A 16,480-nucleotide genomic window follows, 5' to 3' on the forward strand; every position below is an offset into this window, starting at 1 on the left:
AGGCGGCGGTGGGCAGCGCGGCCGTGGTGCCGGCCAGCGCCGCGCCGGCGAGCATGCTGCGCCGGGACAGTCCGCCGGAAGAACTCGGGGACGACTTCATGGGCACTCCTTCGGTGGTGCGGGCGGGGGGAGGGAGAAGCGGCATTCCGCGGTGGTGCCGGGGGGAGGCTCGCCGGATCAGACCGCGATGCCCGCGCGCACGACCCGTACTGGTGTCTTCAGCACGGAGACGTCCGCCAGCGGATCGCCGTCCACGACGATCGCGTCGCCCGCGAACCCGCGTGCGAGCCGGCCGGCCGTGCGTTCCACGCCGAGCAGCCGCGCCGCGACGGTCGTGGCCGTGCGGATCGCGTCGAGCGCCGACAGGCCGGCCTCACGCATCAGCTCCACTTCGCGGCCCACGGGAAGGACCTTCCCGCCCGAGGAGTCCGTGCCCGCCGCCAGCTCCACGCCCAGCTCGTGCGCGGCCACGACCGCCCGCTTCAGGACGGGCAGGTAGGTGCGGCCCCGCTCGGCGAGGACCGGGTCCGGCGATTCGGCCAGGCCGGCGATCGCGGTGAGCGTCGGCGTGAAGTACGTACCCCTGCGGCGCATTTCGTGCAGTGTGCGCTCACCGACGAACGCCCCGTGCTCCAGGGAGAGCACGCCCGCCGTCACCGCGTCGTGGCAGCCCTTCTCGCTGTAGCTGTGGCACAGGACGCCCTTGCCGCCGCGCCGGGCCGCGGCGACGACCTCGGACAACTGCTCGCGCGAGTACACCTGGGCCAGCGGATCCTGGCCGGGCAGCCCCGCGCGTTCGTTGACACGCGTCTTGACCACGTCCGCGCCGCGCGCGAGGTTCACCTCGACGACCCGGCGCAGTGCCTCGGCCGAGCGCACACCGTCCCGGAGGCGGGCCAGCGGTGTGAGGTCCGGGTCGGCCAGTACGGTGTCACCGAGGTCCGGGGTGACGAAGACTCCGGCGGCCTTCAGACGCGGTGCCTGTGCGGGGGCCTGGCGCGCCAGCTCCCGTACGGCGATGTCCTGGTAGAAGTTGGTCGAACCGCTGCGGGCACTGGTCACGCCTGCGCGGACCGCGTCGCTTGCCTCGGCGGCGGTGCTCAGGTGGATGTGCGCGTCGATCAGGCCGGGCAGGACCCACTTGCCGTGGGCCTCGAGTGTCTTCGCGCCCTTCGGTACGGCGACGAGTGTCCGGGGGCCGGCCGCGCGCACGACCCCGCCCTCGATGACGACGACGGCGTCCTCGGTGACGTCGCCGGTCGCCGGGTCGAGCAGCGTGCCGCCCCGGACGACGAGGTCGCCGCCCCGTTCCGCGCCGCGCCGGCCCGTGCCGCCCTGTTTTGCCGACGCGGGGGAGGCCGCCGCCACGGTGCCCGCGAGGGCGGCCGCGCCCGCGAGAACTCCGCGGCGGGTCAGCCTGCTGGACGGCGGTGGCACAGCTTCGACGCACATGGGGGCTCCTCGGGGCGTGGTTACCGCGGACCCACTGTTTGTATACCAAGATGGGGGAGTGGGCAAGGAATGCTCCGTTCCGTGCTGGCGGAAACGGGGGGAAGGTGCCACTTCTTGCTGTCCCGGCGCAGGTCATGAAGTCGGCTTGCGTGTCTGAAGTCGAGGTCTCGACTCGAAGGAATGGGTGTTGGTATACAAAGAAGTCACTGGGGGGACTTGAAGAGGGAGCGCAGCGCCACCGTCCTGCTGTCACGGACATGCAGCAGTGTGCTCGCCGCCGCAGCGTCCCCGTCGCCCGCCGCGATGTGCCGGAACATTTCCGCGTGCTGGGCCCGCATGTGCGCAGGCTCCTCCCGCAAGCCGAACAAGAGCTGGAGCTGCCAGCTCAACTGCTCCATCGTGCGGGCCAGCAGCGGGTTGCCCGACAGCGCCACGACGCCCTCGTGGAAAGCCGTATGGGCCGCCACCTCGCGTGCCCCCTCATCCGCCGCGGCCGCCTGTTCGGCCTGGCGCAGTGTGGTCTCCAGGACGGCCAGGCCCTCGGGGTCGCCTGCCGCGGCCCGCGCCGCCAGCCGCGACGCCTGGATCGCGAGGGGCTCCCACACCTCGTACAGATGCTCCACATCGGTGCTCTCCAAGCGGCGCACGCGCACCCCGCTGTGCGGCAGCAGTTCCAGCAGGTCTTCGGTGACGAGCGCACGCAGCGCTTCCCGCACCGGCACCCGGGACATGCCGAGTTCCTCGGCGACCTCCCGCTCGACGAGGCGGGAGCCCTGCGGGTAGCGCCGGTCGACGATCCGCTGCCGGATCGCTTCGCGCGCCCGCGCACTGAGCGAGGCCGGCGTGCGCGAGGCGCCGTCCGTGCCGCGGCCCGGGCCGGTCTTGCCGCTGTCCGCCACCTGTACCGTCCTTCGCTCGGGATGCCTCGGGCGAGAATACGTCTCTCGTACGGGCCTTCCCGCCCCGCCGGCCCGCTTCCCCGCCCGGGACCGGGCGTATGCGGGTACGGCGGCGGCCAGGAGATCAACGGCAGGAAGCGGCACGAGAGGGCGGAGTGCCCCGGCCGGGGCGCGGCGCTCACGAGACCGGAGAGGACCCCTTGAGTTCGATCTCGACGAAGGCCAGCCATGCTCCGCCCGTGTTGACGACGTCGTGTTCGCCGCCTGCGGGGCGGGCGTACGACTGACCCGCGCGCAGGTGTGACTCGCTCACCGACCCGTCCGGGGCGAACGCGCTGATGTGGCCGTCCACCACCGGCACGACGACATAGTCGTACTCGTGCACGTGGTGGCCGGTGCGCGTGCCGGGCTCGAAATCCCAGCGGGTGACCCGCACCTGTTCGTCTTCGTGCTGCACGCTCGCACGGGCGGTCATCGTCATCGGGCCCTCTTCCTGCTCATCTTCCACGTTCCGGAATCCGGCATCACACCATGTCAGAAGCTCGGCGCCCGCTTCACGACAGTCGCACATCCGCATCCGCATCCGCATCCGCATCCGTGACCGGGCCCGGAGCACCGCCCGGCAGGGCCCTCCGCACTGGGCAACGTGACCTGGCCGCTGCTGCTCACCGGCCTGGCGCTGGCGGTGCTCCACCCCGTCGTCCCCTTCAGCCTCGAATTCCTTGCCCTGCGCCGGCTCACCACCACTGCCTTCGGCGCTTTGATGTGTCTGGAACCCGCCGTCGCACTCGTCATCGGCATGATCGCCCTGGGGCAGATTCCCGGTCCCGCCTCCGCGGTCGGTGTCATGTGCGTCGTGGTCGCCGGGATCGGTGCCACCCGCACCGACGCGCGCGCGGCGCCACCCACCGGCGATCGCGGCCGGGCAGCCGAACGCGTCGAAGCGGTACCGCCCGCCTGACCGGCCCATCCGGAAGGGACCCGCTCCTCCGGCGGGAGCGCACCGCAAGCGGACGGCAGGAGCCTGGAACCGGCCACCGGAACGCGCAGAGGGCCGTGCGAGGATCCAGGGACCGTGCACGGCCACTGTGGAGGGTGAGAATGTTCGCGACATCCCTGGGTGACGGAGCCGAGCTGCGGCCACTGGAACCCTGGCAGGCCGAGGAGTTCCTCGCCCACATGGACCGCGGCCGCGAGTACATCGGACGGCACGTCGGGCTCCCCGGCATCACGGCAGACCTGGAGTCCGCACGGAACTGGCTCCAGGTGTACGCCGACAAGACCGCGGCCGACACCGGCCGGCTGTACGGCATCCGGCTCGACGGACTCCTCGTCGGTGGCGTCCTGTTCAGGACCTTCGACGCGGGCACGGGCAACTGCGAGGCCGGCTGCTGGCTGGAACCGGCCGCGGCAGGACGCGGTCTGGCCACCCGGGCGGTACGCGTGGTCATCGACTGGGCGGTCCGGGAACGCGGAATGCACCGGGTGGAGTGGCTGGTCTCCTCCGAGAACACTCCGAGCATCAACGTGGCCAGGCGGCTCGGCATGAGCCGCGACGGAGTCCAGCGCCAAGACGACCCCTACCGGGGCGTACGGCAGGACACCGAGGTCTGGTCGGTGCTCGCACCCGAGTGGCGTGCCGCGCACAGCACCCGCTGAGAGGCCCCCGGCCCCGGCCCTCCCGGCCGGGGAACGTAATGGCCGGTTGGGCAGTGGGGCGGGCCCGGCGGCACGTCCGGTCGGCGGGTTCACGGTTCTTCGCGCTCCCATGCGGCACAGAGGAGTGCCCGCCGCCCCACGCGTATCCGGGCGAACGTGCGACTTCTCTTGCCAGCACGGCGGGACGCCCCTACAGTCCTGGCCGAACCCTCTGGGAGCGCTCCCACTCCGGTATGGGAGCGCTCCCACTCCAGCACGTGCAACTCCTTTCTCTCCGCTACAGACGGAAGGGCGGCACACAGTGGGACAGTCGGGACAGTTACGAAGAGCACGAAGTGGAAGACGGCGCCTCCAAAGGCTGGTTGCCGCGGTCATGACCGCAGGACTCCTCTCGGTGGGCGGTCTCGCGGGCGCAACGGCGGCCCGGGCGGCCGAGACCGCCCCGGTGACCGAGGGCGCCACGAACGGCGCCGCCGCGGCCGGTGACGACTGGCTGCACACCGAGGGCAACAAGATCGTGGACGCGAACGGGGACGAGGTCTGGCTCACCGGCGCCAACTGGTTCGGCTTCAACGCCTCGGAGCGGGTCTTCCACGGACTGTGGTCCGGCAACATCACCGACATCACCGGGTCCATGGCCGGCCGGGGCATCAACATGGTCCGGGTGCCGATCTCGACACAGCTCCTGCTGGAGTGGAAGAACGGGCAGGCGACCGTCCCGTCCGGCGTCAACAACCACGCCAACCCCGAGATCGCCGGCAAGACCTCACTGGAGATCTTCGACTACTGGCTGCGCCTGTGCGAGCAGTACGGCATCAAGGTGATGCTCGACGTGCACAGCGCGGAGGCCGACAACTCCGGTCACATCTACCCGGTGTGGTGGAAGGGCGCCATCACGACCGAGCAGTTCTACACCGCGTGGGAATGGGTGACGGCCCGCTACAAGGCCGACGACACCCTCGTCGCCATGGACATCAAGAACGAGCCGCACGGCAAGGCGAACGAAGCCACCCGCGCCAAGTGGGACGGCTCGGCCGACCAGGACAACTTCAAGTACGCCTGTGAGACCGCGGGCAAACGGATCCTGGCGATCAACCCGAACGTCCTGGTGCTGTGCGAAGGCATCGAGGTGTACCCCAAGGCCGGTGTGAGCTGGGCCTCCACCACCCCGACCGACTACTACTCCACCTGGTGGGGCGGCAACCTGCGCGGCGTACGCGACCACCCGGTCGACCTCGGCGCCCACAACGATCAGCTCGTGTACTCCCCGCACGACTACGGCCCGCTCGTCCATGCCCAGCCCTGGTTCTCCGGAAACTGGGACCGCACCACGCTCGAACGGGACGTCTGGGACCCCAACTGGCTCTACCTGCACAAGGAGAACAAGTCGCCGCTCCTCATCGGCGAATGGGGCGGGTTCCTCGACGGCGGACCGAACGAGAAGTGGATGAAGGCGCTGCGCAACCTCATCGTGGAGAACCGCATCCACCAGACCTTCTGGTGCATCAACCCCAACTCCGGTGACACCGGAGGTCTCCTGCTGGGCGACTGGAAGTCGTGGGACGAGGAGAAGTACGCCCTGCTGAAGCCCGCCCTGTGGCAGCACGGCGGCAAGTTCGTCAGCCTCGACCACGAGGTCCCGCTCGGTGGCGCCGGGAGCACCACGGGCGTCAGTCTGACCGACGTGTACGGGGGCGGGGGCCCCGGCCCGGGCGACACCACCGCGCCCACCGCGCCGGCCGGGCTCAGCGCCACCGCGAAGACCGCGGACAGCGTGTCGCTGTCGTGGTCGGCTTCGGCGGACAACGTGCGTGTGACCGGTTACGACGTCTACCGGGGCACGGCGAAGGCGAACACGACGCCGGTGACCGGTACCTCGTTCACGGACACCGGACTCTCGCCCTCGACCGCGTACAGCTACACCGTGCGGGCGCGGGACGCGGCGGGCAACGTATCGGCGCCGTCAGCGGCGTTGAGTGTGACGACCGGGCCCGGAGGCGGGGGCGGGGGCGGTGATCCCTCGGGCGCGCTGAAGGTCCGCTACAAGAACAACGACGCCTCCGCCACGGACAACGCCATCCGCCCGGGGCTCCAGGTCGTCAACACCGGATCCGCCTCCCTCGACCTGAGCACGGTCTCGGCGCGCTACTACTTCACCCGTGACGGCGGTGCGGCGTCGGTCAGCGCGTGGTGCGACTACGCGGCGGTCGGGTGCGCGCAGGTGAGGCTGAAGGTCGTCCCACTGACCACTCCGGTCGCGGGCGCGGACGCCTACCTGGAGGTGTCGTTCGCCGGTGGCTCCCTCGCGGCGGGCCAGGACACCGGTGACATCCAGGTGCGGATGAGCAAGGCGGACTGGTCGGGCTTCGACGAGGCCGACGACTACAGCCGCTCGACGGCCACCGCGTACGCGGACGCCCCGGCGGTCCCCGCCTACACGGGCACCCGCCATGCCTGGGGCACACCGCCCGCCTGACGGGCCGTGACCGTTCCACGACAAGCCCCTGTCCGCCCGGCTGCCGCTCGACGACGCCGGGCGGACAGGCCCACCACCCCGCCCACCCGCCCCGGCCCGGCCGACGAACGGAAGGGACATTCCGTTGCGCGCGCTCACCCTCCTGAAACCTGGAAGAGACCGAAGAGCCGTACGGCGTCCACGCCGTACCACCGCCCTCGCCCTCGCCGGTGCGGTCGTCGCCGGCCTCCTCCTTCCCCTGTCGCTGCCGGCCACCGCCTTTGCCGCGCCCGCCTTCGACTACGGCGAGGCACTGCAGAAGTCGATCCTGTTCTACGAGGCCCAGCAGTCCGGCGAGATCCCCGGCACCAACCGCGTCGGCTGGCGCGGCGACTCGGGCCTGGACGACGGCAAGGACGTCGGCCTCGACCTGACCGGGGGCTGGTACGACGCCGGTGACCACGTCAAGTTCGGCCTGCCGATGGCGTTCTCCGCCACCATGCTCGCCTGGGGCGGGGTGGAGGAGAAGGCGGCGTACACCTCCTCCGGACAGCTGCCGCACCTGAAGAACAACCTGCGCTTCGTCAACGACTACTTCCTCAAGGCGCACCCCTCTCCGAACGTCCTGTACGGGCAGGTGGGCAACGGAGCGGACGACCACAAGTGGTGGGGCCCGGCCGAGGTCATGCCGATGGCACGGCCCGCGTACAAGATCGACGCCTCCTGCCCGGGCTCCGACCTCGCCGGCCAGACCGCCGCGGCGCTGGCCTCCTCGTCGATGGTGTTCAAGGACAGCGACCCGGCCTACGCCGGCAAGCTGATCACGCACGCCAAGCAGCTGTACGCCTTCGCCGACACCTACCGCGGCAAGTACAGCGACTGCATCACCGACGTGAAGTCGTACTACAACTCCTGGAGCGGCTACCACGACGAGCTCGTCTGGGGCGCGATCTGGCTGCACAGGGCCACCGGCGACGCCGCGTACCTGGCCAAGGCGGAGTCGTACTACGACAACCTCTCCACCGAGCCGCAGACCACCACCCGCTCCTACCGCTGGACCCTCTCCTGGGACGACACCTCCTACGGGGCGTACGTGCTGCTGGCGCAGCTCACCGGCAGGCAGAAGTACGTCGACGACGCCAACCGCTGGCTCGACTGGTGGACGACCGGCGTGAACGGCCAGCGCGTCCGCTACTCGCCGGGCGGACAGGCCGTCCTCGACAGCTGGGGCTCCCTGCGGTACGCGGCGAACACCGCCTTCGCGGCGCTCCAGTACTCCGACTGGCTGACCGGCGACAGTGAACGCAGGACCCGCTACCACGACTTCGCGGTACGGCAGATCAACTACGCGCTCGGCGACAACCCCCGCAAGTCCAGCTACGTCGTCGGCTTCGGCGCCAACCCGCCGGCCAAGCCGCACCACCGCACGGCCCACGGCTCGTGGACCGACCAGATCAACAACCCGGTCGAGAGCCGGCACACACTGTACGGCGCGCTGGTCGGGGGGCCGAGCGCGCCGGACGACACGTACACCGACGACCGGTCGAACTACGTGAACAACGAGGTCGCCACCGACTACAACGCGGCCTTCACCGGGGCGCTGGCCCGGCTGTACGAGGAGTACGGCGGCAGCCCGCTCGCGGACTTCCCGAAGGCGGAGCGGCCGGACGGCCCGGAGATCTCCGTCCAGGCGTCGGTGAACGCCACCGGGCCGAATTTTACGGAGATCAAGGCGTATCTCGTCAACAAGTCGGCGTGGCCGGCGCGGGCGCTGACCGACGCCTCGCTGCGCTACTACTTCACCCTGGAGCCGGGCGTCACGCCGGGGCAGATCAGCCACAGCACCCACTACAACCAGTGCGGCAAGGTCTCCGGGCCCACGCGGGCCGCCGAATACGGGGACGACGTCTACTACGTGACCGTGGACTGCTCGGACGCGACGATCGCCCCGGCCGGGCAGTCGGCGTACCGCAAGGAGGTGCAGTTCCGGATCAGCTCGGCGGGGGCGTGGAACGCGGCGAACGACTGGTCGTATCCCTCCTCGGCGACGACACCGGGCACCACCCCGGTGGACGCGCCGAACATCGTGCTGATGGAGGGATCGGCGAAGCAGTGGGGAGCCCCGCCCGACGGTACGGCCCCGGCTTCCGCACCTCCGCCCGCCTGACCCCTGCCGGCTGTCCGCCGTCCGCCGGCTCGGGCGCCGCGTGACGATGCGGCCGAGCCACACCTTCCTGTGCTGGAAGGACGGGCTCACCCCGCAGACGACACCGCCTCCCGGACCCCCTCCCGGAACCCCGCCCGGGCGGCACGCCCGGGGACACGCACCGGTGCTCCGGCACGTGGCGACGACGGCGGGGCGGCTACTCGAACCGTGAGATGTCGCCCGCCCCTCGGCGTACGATCTCGGCTTCACCACTGGAGAAGTCGATGACCGTGGTCGGCTCGGTTCCGCAGTCACCCGAGTCGACCACGGCGTCCACCACGTGGTCGAGCCGTTCCTTGATCTCCCAGCCCTGCGTCAGCGGCTCGTCCTCGTCGGGCAGGAGCAGGGTGCTGGAGAGCAGCGGCTCACCGAGTTCGGCGAGCAGGGCCTGGGCGACGGCATGGTCGGGGATCCGGACCCCGACCGTCTTCTTCTTCGGGTGCAGCAGCTGGCGCGGCACCTCTTTCGTCGCGGGGAGGATGAAGGTGTAACTGCCGGGCGTCGCTGCCTTGATCGCGCGGAAAACGTCGTTGTCGATGTGCACGAACTGACCCAGCTGCGCGAAGTCCTGGCACACAAGGGTGAAGTGGTGGCGGTCGTCGAGGTTCCGGATCGACCGGATCCGGCTGAGGCCGTCACGGTTGCCCAGCTGGCATCCCAGCGCGAAACAGGAGTCCGTCGGGTACGCGATCAGCTCGCCGGAACGGACACCGTCGGCCACATTGCTGATGGTGCGCCGCTGAGGGTTCTCGGGGTGCACGTCGAAGTATTTCGCCATCCGCCGACCCTACGTGATCAGGGCACTCGCGTCAGGCGACCAGGACGCCGCCGGAACGGGAACGGAACCGGCACCGGCTTCGACGACGGGACCGGGCCGCGCCCGCCACCGCTCACGGTGGCCGGGGGCACTGACCGCACCGGCCCGGAGCGGTCACCCGACGCCGGACAGGCTGCCGGGCAGGGTGCGCTTCGCGTCGAGGCGTGCCGCGCGGAGCCGGTTTTCCTCCCGCAGCGCCGCCAGCCACGGCAGGACATCACCACGCCGGACCCCGGGGCAGACCAGGCGGTGCGCGATGCGGCACTCCGCTCCGGGCGGGGGTTCCTCGTCACCGGTGTTCCACGCGAGGCCTTCGCCGTCGGTGCTGTTGCCGATGAGCCACCGCTGCCGGGGCGGTATGGCGTGCGCGGGAAGGGCGGGGAGCGGTTCGAGGAGGATCCACCGGTTGTAGTGGGTGGGGTACCGGTCGCCGGCCAGCCCGCAGTCCGGACAGTCGGGTCCGGCCGGCGGACCCGCCGCGGTGGCGCCTTCGTCGTGTGCCTGTTCGGCGTCGGTGTGCCGGGCGAGCGCCGCCCATTCCTCGTCGGTCTGCGGCAGGCCGATATCCCCCATGTCTGAAGGATCCGGGCGTGGGGTGGGATGGTGCAGGGCGCCTGTCAGCCGTTCCTGGTGGGCCGGGTGGGCCGGGAGGGACAGCGGGCGGCACGAGGGGCGGACGGCGCCCCGCCGTGCTGCGGAAGCGACGGCTGAAAGCCGCCGCCGTGCGAGGGCCGGCGGGGACTGGGGTGTTGGCGCAGGGCGCTTCACGGGTCACGGGTGTCACAGTCGTAACCCGGCGGGCACGCTCCGAACCAGTGCCCGTGGTGCGGAGGCAGGCCACGCCGGGAGACGCCCGTCCGCGGGCGGAAGCGGAAGCGGATCCCGTCGACGACCGTGCGGCGGTCGCTCCGCCGTCCGGCCGGCCGCTGCCGGGCAGCGAGACCGTCGGTCGAGATCCGCCGGACACCCCTGGGTAGGGTGGGTGCGGCAGCACATCGTGAACCGGAACAAGGAGCAGACGTGAGCGAGCCGGCGTCCATCGCCCTGCAGCAGGAGATCGCCCGGGAACTCCAGGTCACCGAGACCTTCGAGGCCGAGCGGGAGATCGAACGCCGGGTGGCCTTCCTCGCCGAGCGGCTGACCTCCACCGGTCTGCGCTCCCTCGTGCTCGGCATCAGCGGTGGCGTCGACTCCACCACCGCCGGCCGGCTGTGCCAGCTCGCCGTCGAGCGGGTCCGGGCCGCCGGGCACGAAGCGCGGTTCTACGCGATGAGGCTGCCCTACGGGGTCCAGACCGACGAGCACGACGCCCAGCTCGCGCTCTCCTTCATCCGGGCCGACCACGTGCTGACCGTGGACATCAAGCCCGCGAGCGACGCCGCGCTCGACGCCGCGCTGGCCGCCGGCGTGAGTTTCCGCGACGTCCACCACCAGGACTTCGTGCACGGCAACATCAAGGCCCGGCAGCGCATGATCGCCCAGTACGCGGTGGCCGGCGCGCACGACGGCCTGGTCGTCGGCACCGACCACGCCGCCGAGGCGGTCTCCGGCTTCTTCACCAAGTTCGGCGACGGCGCCGCCGACCTGGTCCCGCTGACCGGCCTGACCAAGCGCCGGGTGCGCGCCGTCGCGGACGCGCTGGGCGCACCCGCCGAACTGGTGTGGAAGACTCCGACGGCCGACCTGGAGAACCTCGACCCGGGCAAGGCCGACGAGGACGCGCTCGGGGTCGCCTACGACGACATCGACGACTTCCTGGAGGGCAAGCCGGTGGACGAGCGGGCCTTCGAGACGATCGTCAGCCGCTACCGCCTCACCGACCACAAGCGTCAGCTGCCCATCGCCCCCTGAGGACTTGCCCGGCCGTCAGGCCCGGCAGGGAGCGGGGTGGTCCGACGAACGCGGAGCGGGCGCGGCCGGAGCCGTGCCCGCCCGCGGCCGGACTGCGCGACGGGGGCCGGAACGATCACCACAGCCGCCGTCCGGCCCCGGATCCGCCGGTGACCCGCCGGACGCAACCCGGTGAAGGCCGAGCGGCGTCGCCGCGTACGCCGTGACATCGTGGTGTCATGACCATCGAGGTTCGCCCGGCTTCGGTCTTCGAGGATGTCCGTACCCTGCTCGGCCCGAAGTCACCCGGGGCCAGCGTCTGCTGGTGTCTGAGCTACCGGCTCCCGTCCAGGCTCAACAACGGGCTTCGCGGGCCGGCCCGCGGCGAGTACGTCGCAGAGCTGTGCCGCACGGGACCCCCTCCGGGGGTGCTCGCCTACGACAGCGACGAGCCGGTCGGCTGGGCCGCCGTGGCACCGCGCTCGGACACCTCCTTCGCGCGCAACCGTAAAATCCCGCACGTCGACGACCTGCCGGTCTGGTCGCTGTGGTGCATCCGCGTACGCCCCGGTCACCGGAAGAAGGGCATCTCGCACGCCCTCATCGCCGGCGCGGTCGAGTTCGCCCGTTCCCACGGCGCACCGGCGATCGAGGCGTACCCCCTCGACAACGGTGAAGCCAAGGTCGACATGACGATGGCGTACGCCGGGATCCGGAAGAACTTCGAGCGCGCCGGGTTCGTCCACGCCGCCGACACCACCTCGGTGCTGGCCGGTCGTCCCCGGGTCCTGATGCGGCTCGACCTGCGCTGACGGATCAGCCCCGGGTGCGCCCCGGGCGGCTTCGTCCGCCTTCGGCCACAGGGGACTGCCGGTACGACGGGCTCTTCCCCGGAGAATCGCGTCGACTGTTTCCGCGTCCGGAACTAGTCTCGGCTCCCATGAGCACTCTGCAGACGATCCATGACGTGCCCGTCCTGATGTGTGCCCCCGAAGGCGAGGCGATCGGCGGCGAACGTGACGTTCTGGATCTTGTGGGCAATGCCGCCTACCAGGGCGCTCAGTGGGTCGTCATCCCCGCAGGGCGGTTCGACGAGGCGTTCTTCCGACTGCGCACCCGTGTCGCCGGCGAGATCATCCAGAAGTTCGTCAACTACCGCGTGGGCGTCGTCGTCCTCGGTGACATCTCCCGGCACACGGCGTCCAGTTCGGCGCTGCGGGATTTCGTCCGTGAATGCAACCGTGGGCGGCAGACATGGTTCCTCGCCGATGTCGAGGAGCTCCAGGAGCGACTGAAGGGCTAGCTTCTGTCCGCAGCCGGGCCAGGAGCGGGTGTGGGGGCACGGTCGGCGCTGAACGGGCCGCCGGTGCCGAAGGCCAGGGCGGCGAAGCGTTCGCCGATGCGGCGGTGCGCGGCGGCATCCGGGTGGAGCTGGTCGGGCAGCGGCAGCTCGGCGAAGTCCGCCTCGCCGTAGAGGTCACGGCCGTCGAGATAGTGCAGATTCCGGTCGTCGGCCGCACGCTGCTTCACGATGCGGGCGAGCTCCTCCCGGATGACGTTGAGCGTCAGCTTCCCGGCGCTGCGCTCGGCGGGGTCTCCCGTAGCCCGGAACCGCAGCTTTCCGGCACTGAGAGCGCTGAAGTCGAAAGCGCCGGGGCCGGGGGTGTCCTCGTGGATGGGACACAGGATGGGCGAGACGACCAGCAGCGGAGCGGTGGGGTGCCCCTCGCGGATGGTGTCGAGGAAGCCGTGCACCGCCGGAGTGAAGGCGCGCAGGCGCATCAGGTCCAGGTTGACGAGATTGATGCCGATCTTGATGCTGATCAGGTCCGCGAGGGTGTCGCGCAGGGCGCGGGCCGTGAACGGATCGAGCAGGGCCCCGCCGCCGAACCCCAGGTTGATCAGCTCTGCCCCGCCCCTGGAAGCGGCCAGCGCGGGCCAGGTCGTGGTGGGGCTCGCGGCGTCGGAGCCGTGGCTGATCGAACTGCCGTGGTGCAGCCACACCTTGCGGCCCCGGTCCGGTGCGGGCTCGACGGGGGCGTCGGTGCGCAGGGCGACGAGTTGAGTGGCCTCGTTGTGCGGCAGCCAGATCTCGACGTCCTTGACGCGGTCGGGCAGGCCGGTGAAGCGGAGGGTGCCGACCGGGCCGGGCCGGTTCTCGGCGGCACCGGTGGTCATGTCGATCAGCAGGGTGTTGCCGCCCGTCACGCCGGCCTGGCCGGCCAGGTGGCCGTCGACGAGCAGGTCGTACACGCCGTCCGGGCGGGGCGGGGCGCCCACGTAGACCCGCTTGGTGGGCAGTGTGTCCAGTTCGACGGCGGTGGCCCGGGTGCGGAAGACCAGCCGTACGCCCGACGGCTGGGCCTCGGTCATGGCCAGTTGTCCGTCGGTGCACTGGGCGCGGGCCCGGGCGGGCAGACGGTGCGGCAGCAGGCCGTGCTCGGTGCGCTCCAGGTCGAGGGCGCCGCGCAGGAGGTCCGGGGTGAGGGGTGTGGTGATCCAGTCGTGCTCGGTGTGCATTGTTCCAGCCTGTTGATCGAAATGTCTGGACTGTTCGGCTTCGCCGATGCGCCGCGCGGGCGGTGGTCTCCGGCCGGCGGGGGCCTGGTCAGGTCGCGGGCCAGTTCCGCAGCAGGGCGTCGAGGGCGTCCAGGGTCCATGACCAGGTTTCCTGCGTGTCGGGGGTGCTGTGGCTGAAGCCCCCTCCCATCTCCAGGCTGACATAGCCGTGGAAGACGCTGCCGAGCAGCCGGACCGCGTGCGTCTGGTCCGGCTCCGTCAGGTCGTAGCCGCGCAGGATCGCCCGCGTCATCTGTGCGTGCTTTCCGCCGGCGCTGATGGCTGCCGTCTCCGGGTCGAGCCTCAACTGGGCTGCGGCGTAGCGGCCGGGGTGCTCCCGGGCGTAGTCGCGGTAGACGTTCGCGAAGGCGGTCAGGGCGTCCTTGCCGGCCCGTCCGGCCAGGGCGGCGGCGCCCCGGTCGGCGAGTTCCTCCAGGGCGAGGAGGGCGATCTTGGTCTTGAGGTCCTGGGAGTTCTTCAGGTGCGAGTACAGGCTCGCCACCTTGACGTCGAACCGTCTGGCGAGTGCCGAGACGGTCACCTGGTCGAAGCCGACCTCGTCGGCCAGTTCCGCTCCCGCCCGGGTCAGGCGCTCCGTGGTCAGTCCTACGCGTGCCATAACCTCCCTCTCGTTCGACAGAACTCATAATGCATTTGCCTAATGCCTTTAGGCAAATCGCCCTGTCGTTCAAGGGAGCGTTGACTGGACGCGAGGTCCTTCGAGGGCCTCGGTGGCGCTCGACGGCGCAGGCGACGCAGAAGCCGGCGGGCCGCCCGAAGGGGCCCGCCGGCTGTTGTCGCGTGGATCAGAAGATGCTCACTCCGTAGGCGCTGAGCGCTTCGGTGACCGGCTGGAAGAACGTCGTGCCGCCGGAGGAGCAGTTGCCGCTGCCGCCGGAGGTCAGGCCGAGCGCGGTGCTGCCGGCGAACATGGCGCCGCCGCTGTCGCCGGGCTCGGCGCAGACGTTGGTCTGGATGAGCCCGTAGACGACATCGCCACCGCCGTAGTTGACGGTCGCGTTGAGGCCGGTGACAGTGCCGCCGCGCAGACCGGTGGTGCTGCCGCTGCGCTGGACGGCCTGGCCGACGGAGGCGTTGCCCGCGCCGGTGATGTCCCGGTACGAGCCGTTGTAGAGGTACACCCGGCCGTCCGCGGCGGAGGCGTTGGAGTGGCGGATGATGCCGTAGTCGTTGTTCGGGAAGCTGGAACCGGTGGTGGAACCGAGCACCGCGGTCTTGGCGGAGTTGGTGTACCAGGTGCCGGTGCCGTTGGTGCAGTGGCCGGCGGTGAGGGCGTAGTACGTGGTGCCGCTGCGGACGTTGAAGCCCAGCGAGCAACGGCCGCTGCCGCTGTAGATGGCCTGGCCGCCGGCGATGAGCTTGTTGAACGTGCCGGGCGTGCGCTTGATCTCCAGGGCGTCGGACTGTGCGCCCGCCGCCTTCTTGATCTTCGCTATCTCGGCGGCCGAGACGGTGTCGTCCGCGGTGACGACGACCTTGCCCGACGCCTTGTCCGTGTACCAGGCGGTGCCCGGTACGTTCGCGCCGAGTACGGCGTCGTCCGTCTGGGCGAGCTGGGTGGCAGTGGCCCGTGCGCCGTCGTCCGTTTCGGCCGAGGCGATCGGGCTGGCAAGCGCGGAGACGGTCAGCAGAGTCGATGCGACGGCGATCAGCCGTGCACGTCTGGTGACGCCGCCGAGGGGGGAGAGGCGCTTGAAGTTCACTACATCCTCCGGTGGGGGATCCCGGGGCCCGCTGGGTGGGCGGGCCCATCAGAACGCCGATGCAGGATGACCATCCGTAGCGGTCATGAGCCTGACAATCGGCGTGGTAGGAATCCTGCGGTGCGGCCGGGGCGTCAACAAGGGCGCCTTTCGGCCGCTCTACGCGCGCCCACCGGGGGGTGTGTTCCCCGCGGCGGGGCGAAGCCCGCCGCGGCGGTGGCGTCCCACGGGATCCGTGGCGGTGTGTCCGACGGAGCGGGCGTGCCGTCGTGGGGCAGTGAAGTACCACGATCGTTTGCTGAATGGTCATCAACTGATCATCTGGTCAGTAGCGGCGGGGCCCTGTTCGGCGGCCTCGTCGTCCAGTGGCCGGAGCGTGGGATTCCCTTTCTGCTGCTCACGGCCACCAGGGAGTGAACGACCCGTCAGCGGGCGTGGTCCTGCCGGCCCCTCAGGCCCTGACAGGCCACGCCCCCGACTCGGTGCCGGCGTCGTGGCTTTTGCACACACACCCCATTGGGCCCGGCCGCCCCACTGGGCCGCTTCCACCCCGTGCCGCCCCCGGAGCGTGACCGCGGAGTGCTCCAGCCGTGAGCCGTCCCGCTGTCGCCACCCGTGATCGGCATGCCGCGCCGCGCGGCATTATGCGGCGATCACCACTGTTCGTACGCCGAGGGCGCCTGTCCGGTTCTGGTCAGTCCCCGGCCCGCGCCGCAGGGGTGATGCCCGGCGGGCGCCGCGATCTGTGACAAGGCGAGGCTCCTCGTCGTCGCGTCGGTGTTCTCCACGCGCCCGCCCGCGCCCGAGGAGCCTGGTTGGTCCCGTATGCGCCATGTCCGGCGTCCCGTGCCTCCTCGACTCGGCGACGGACGCACCGAT

Annotated in this window: 15 protein-coding genes; 7 read left to right on the plus strand and 8 right to left on the minus strand. The window is 70.9% G+C overall.

Annotated elements, in window-relative coordinates; all coding sequences use genetic code 11:
• Window positions 1-177: 177 nt before the first annotated feature.
• The 3 genes from ACWD0Y_RS28000 to ACWD0Y_RS28010 form a co-directional block, all read right to left on the minus strand.
• The gene (locus ACWD0Y_RS28000; protein ID WP_450263098.1) at window positions 178-1,452 is read right to left on the minus strand and encodes an amidohydrolase family protein; all 1,275 of its coding nucleotides are present in this window, start codon (window positions 1,450-1,452) and stop codon (window positions 178-180) included.
• Between the two features lie 203 nt (window positions 1,453-1,655).
• On the minus strand, window positions 1,656-2,351 hold the full coding sequence (locus tag ACWD0Y_RS28005) for a GntR family transcriptional regulator (RefSeq protein ID WP_450263099.1): 696 nt from the start codon (window positions 2,349-2,351) through the stop codon (window positions 1,656-1,658).
• A gap of 178 nt (window positions 2,352-2,529) precedes the next feature.
• Entirely contained in the window at window positions 2,530-2,832 is a 303-nt protein-coding gene (locus ACWD0Y_RS28010; RefSeq protein ID WP_450263100.1) for a cupin domain-containing protein, read from the minus strand.
• A gap of 165 nt (window positions 2,833-2,997) precedes the next feature.
• Here ACWD0Y_RS28010 and ACWD0Y_RS28015 point away from each other — a divergent pair, with 165 nt between their 5' ends.
• From ACWD0Y_RS28015 to ACWD0Y_RS28030, 4 genes are all read left to right on the plus strand, one after another.
• The gene (locus ACWD0Y_RS28015) at window positions 2,998-3,312 is read left to right on the plus strand and encodes an EamA family transporter (RefSeq protein WP_450263101.1); all 315 of its coding nucleotides are present in this window, start codon (window positions 2,998-3,000) and stop codon (window positions 3,310-3,312) included.
• 140 nt (window positions 3,313-3,452) lie between these two features.
• Window positions 3,453-4,010, plus strand: coding sequence for a GNAT family N-acetyltransferase (locus ACWD0Y_RS28020; RefSeq protein WP_450263102.1), 558 nt, complete (start codon window positions 3,453-3,455; stop codon window positions 4,008-4,010).
• A gap of 373 nt (window positions 4,011-4,383) precedes the next feature.
• Window positions 4,384-6,486, plus strand: coding sequence for a cellulase family glycosylhydrolase (locus ACWD0Y_RS28025; RefSeq protein WP_450263103.1), 2,103 nt, complete (start codon window positions 4,384-4,386; stop codon window positions 6,484-6,486).
• 124 nt (window positions 6,487-6,610) lie between these two features.
• Window positions 6,611-8,632, plus strand: a complete 2,022-nt coding sequence (locus ACWD0Y_RS28030; protein WP_450263104.1) for a glycoside hydrolase family 9 protein — start codon at window positions 6,611-6,613, stop codon at window positions 8,630-8,632.
• A 196-nt stretch (window positions 8,633-8,828) separates the two neighbouring features.
• Here the strand turns inward: ACWD0Y_RS28030 and ACWD0Y_RS28035 are convergent, their stop codons facing one another.
• Window positions 8,829-9,449 carry an L-threonylcarbamoyladenylate synthase gene (locus tag ACWD0Y_RS28035; protein ID WP_450263105.1) on the minus strand — a complete coding sequence of 207 codons (621 nt, stop codon included), beginning with the start codon at window positions 9,447-9,449 and terminating at the stop codon, window positions 8,829-8,831.
• A 153-nt stretch (window positions 9,450-9,602) separates the two neighbouring features.
• Window positions 9,603-10,061, minus strand: a complete 459-nt coding sequence (locus ACWD0Y_RS28040) for a DUF6083 domain-containing protein (RefSeq protein WP_450263106.1) — start codon at window positions 10,059-10,061, stop codon at window positions 9,603-9,605.
• 447 nt (window positions 10,062-10,508) lie between these two features.
• Between ACWD0Y_RS28040 and nadE the strand changes: the two genes are divergently transcribed.
• The 3 genes from nadE to ACWD0Y_RS28055 all read left to right on the plus strand — a co-directional run bounded on the left by nadE (window position 10,509) and on the right by ACWD0Y_RS28055 (window position 12,621).
• Window positions 10,509-11,339 (plus strand): ammonia-dependent NAD(+) synthetase, encoded by an 831-nt coding sequence (gene nadE, locus ACWD0Y_RS28045; RefSeq protein WP_450263107.1) that lies wholly within the window; start codon window positions 10,509-10,511, stop codon window positions 11,337-11,339.
• Window positions 11,340-11,557: 218 nt separating this feature from the next.
• Window positions 11,558-12,130 carry a GNAT family N-acetyltransferase gene (locus tag ACWD0Y_RS28050; protein ID WP_450263108.1) on the plus strand — a complete coding sequence of 191 codons (573 nt, stop codon included), beginning with the start codon at window positions 11,558-11,560 and terminating at the stop codon, window positions 12,128-12,130.
• A gap of 128 nt (window positions 12,131-12,258) precedes the next feature.
• Complete coding sequence (locus ACWD0Y_RS28055) at window positions 12,259-12,621, plus strand: DUF4180 domain-containing protein (RefSeq protein ID WP_450263109.1); 363 nt, start codon at window positions 12,259-12,261, stop codon at window positions 12,619-12,621.
• On the opposite strand, the gene ACWD0Y_RS28060 is transcribed toward ACWD0Y_RS28055, so the two are convergent.
• The 3 genes from ACWD0Y_RS28060 to ACWD0Y_RS28070 all read right to left on the minus strand — a co-directional run bounded on the left by ACWD0Y_RS28060 (window position 12,618) and on the right by ACWD0Y_RS28070 (window position 15,601).
• A complete protein-coding gene (locus ACWD0Y_RS28060; RefSeq protein WP_450263110.1) occupies window positions 12,618-13,838 on the minus strand; it encodes a GDSL-type esterase/lipase family protein in 1,221 nt (406 codons plus the stop codon). The two genes, ACWD0Y_RS28055 and ACWD0Y_RS28060, sit on opposite strands and share 4 nt — an antisense overlap.
• Before the next feature lie 88 nt (window positions 13,839-13,926).
• Window positions 13,927-14,496: a TetR/AcrR family transcriptional regulator gene (locus tag ACWD0Y_RS28065; protein ID WP_450263111.1), complete on the minus strand. Its 570-nt coding sequence runs from the start codon at window positions 14,494-14,496 to the stop codon at window positions 13,927-13,929.
• Window positions 14,497-14,683: 187 nt separating this feature from the next.
• Window positions 14,684-15,601 (minus strand): S1 family peptidase, encoded by a 918-nt coding sequence (locus ACWD0Y_RS28070; RefSeq protein ID WP_450263112.1) that lies wholly within the window; start codon window positions 15,599-15,601, stop codon window positions 14,684-14,686.
• Between the last annotated feature and the right edge of the window lie 879 nt (window positions 15,602-16,480).

This window comes from Streptomyces altiplanensis (assembly GCF_053591575.1).

Excerpts from the sequence above, each read along its gene's own strand:
- ACWD0Y_RS28000 (WP_450263098.1), bottom strand. The coding sequence starts at position 1,452 with ATGTGCGTCGAAGCTGTGCCACCGCCGTCCAGCAGGCTGACCCGCCGC.
- ACWD0Y_RS28010 (WP_450263100.1), bottom strand. The coding sequence starts at position 2,832 with ATGACGATGACCGCCCGTGCGAGCGTGCAGCACGAAGACGAACAGGTG.
- ACWD0Y_RS28020 (WP_450263102.1), top strand. The coding sequence starts at position 3,453 with ATGTTCGCGACATCCCTGGGTGACGGAGCCGAGCTGCGGCCACTGGAA.
- ACWD0Y_RS28025 (WP_450263103.1), top strand. The coding sequence starts at position 4,384 with ATGACCGCAGGACTCCTCTCGGTGGGCGGTCTCGCGGGCGCAACGGCG.
- ACWD0Y_RS28035 (WP_450263105.1), bottom strand. The coding sequence starts at position 9,449 with ATGGCGAAATACTTCGACGTGCACCCCGAGAACCCTCAGCGGCGCACC.
- ACWD0Y_RS28040 (WP_450263106.1), bottom strand. The coding sequence starts at position 10,061 with ATGGGGGATATCGGCCTGCCGCAGACCGACGAGGAATGGGCGGCGCTC.
- ACWD0Y_RS28050 (WP_450263108.1), top strand. The coding sequence starts at position 11,558 with ATGACCATCGAGGTTCGCCCGGCTTCGGTCTTCGAGGATGTCCGTACC.
- ACWD0Y_RS28055 (WP_450263109.1), top strand. The coding sequence starts at position 12,259 with ATGAGCACTCTGCAGACGATCCATGACGTGCCCGTCCTGATGTGTGCC.
- ACWD0Y_RS28060 (WP_450263110.1), bottom strand. The coding sequence starts at position 13,838 with ATGCACACCGAGCACGACTGGATCACCACACCCCTCACCCCGGACCTC.
- ACWD0Y_RS28065 (WP_450263111.1), bottom strand. The coding sequence starts at position 14,496 with ATGGCACGCGTAGGACTGACCACGGAGCGCCTGACCCGGGCGGGAGCG.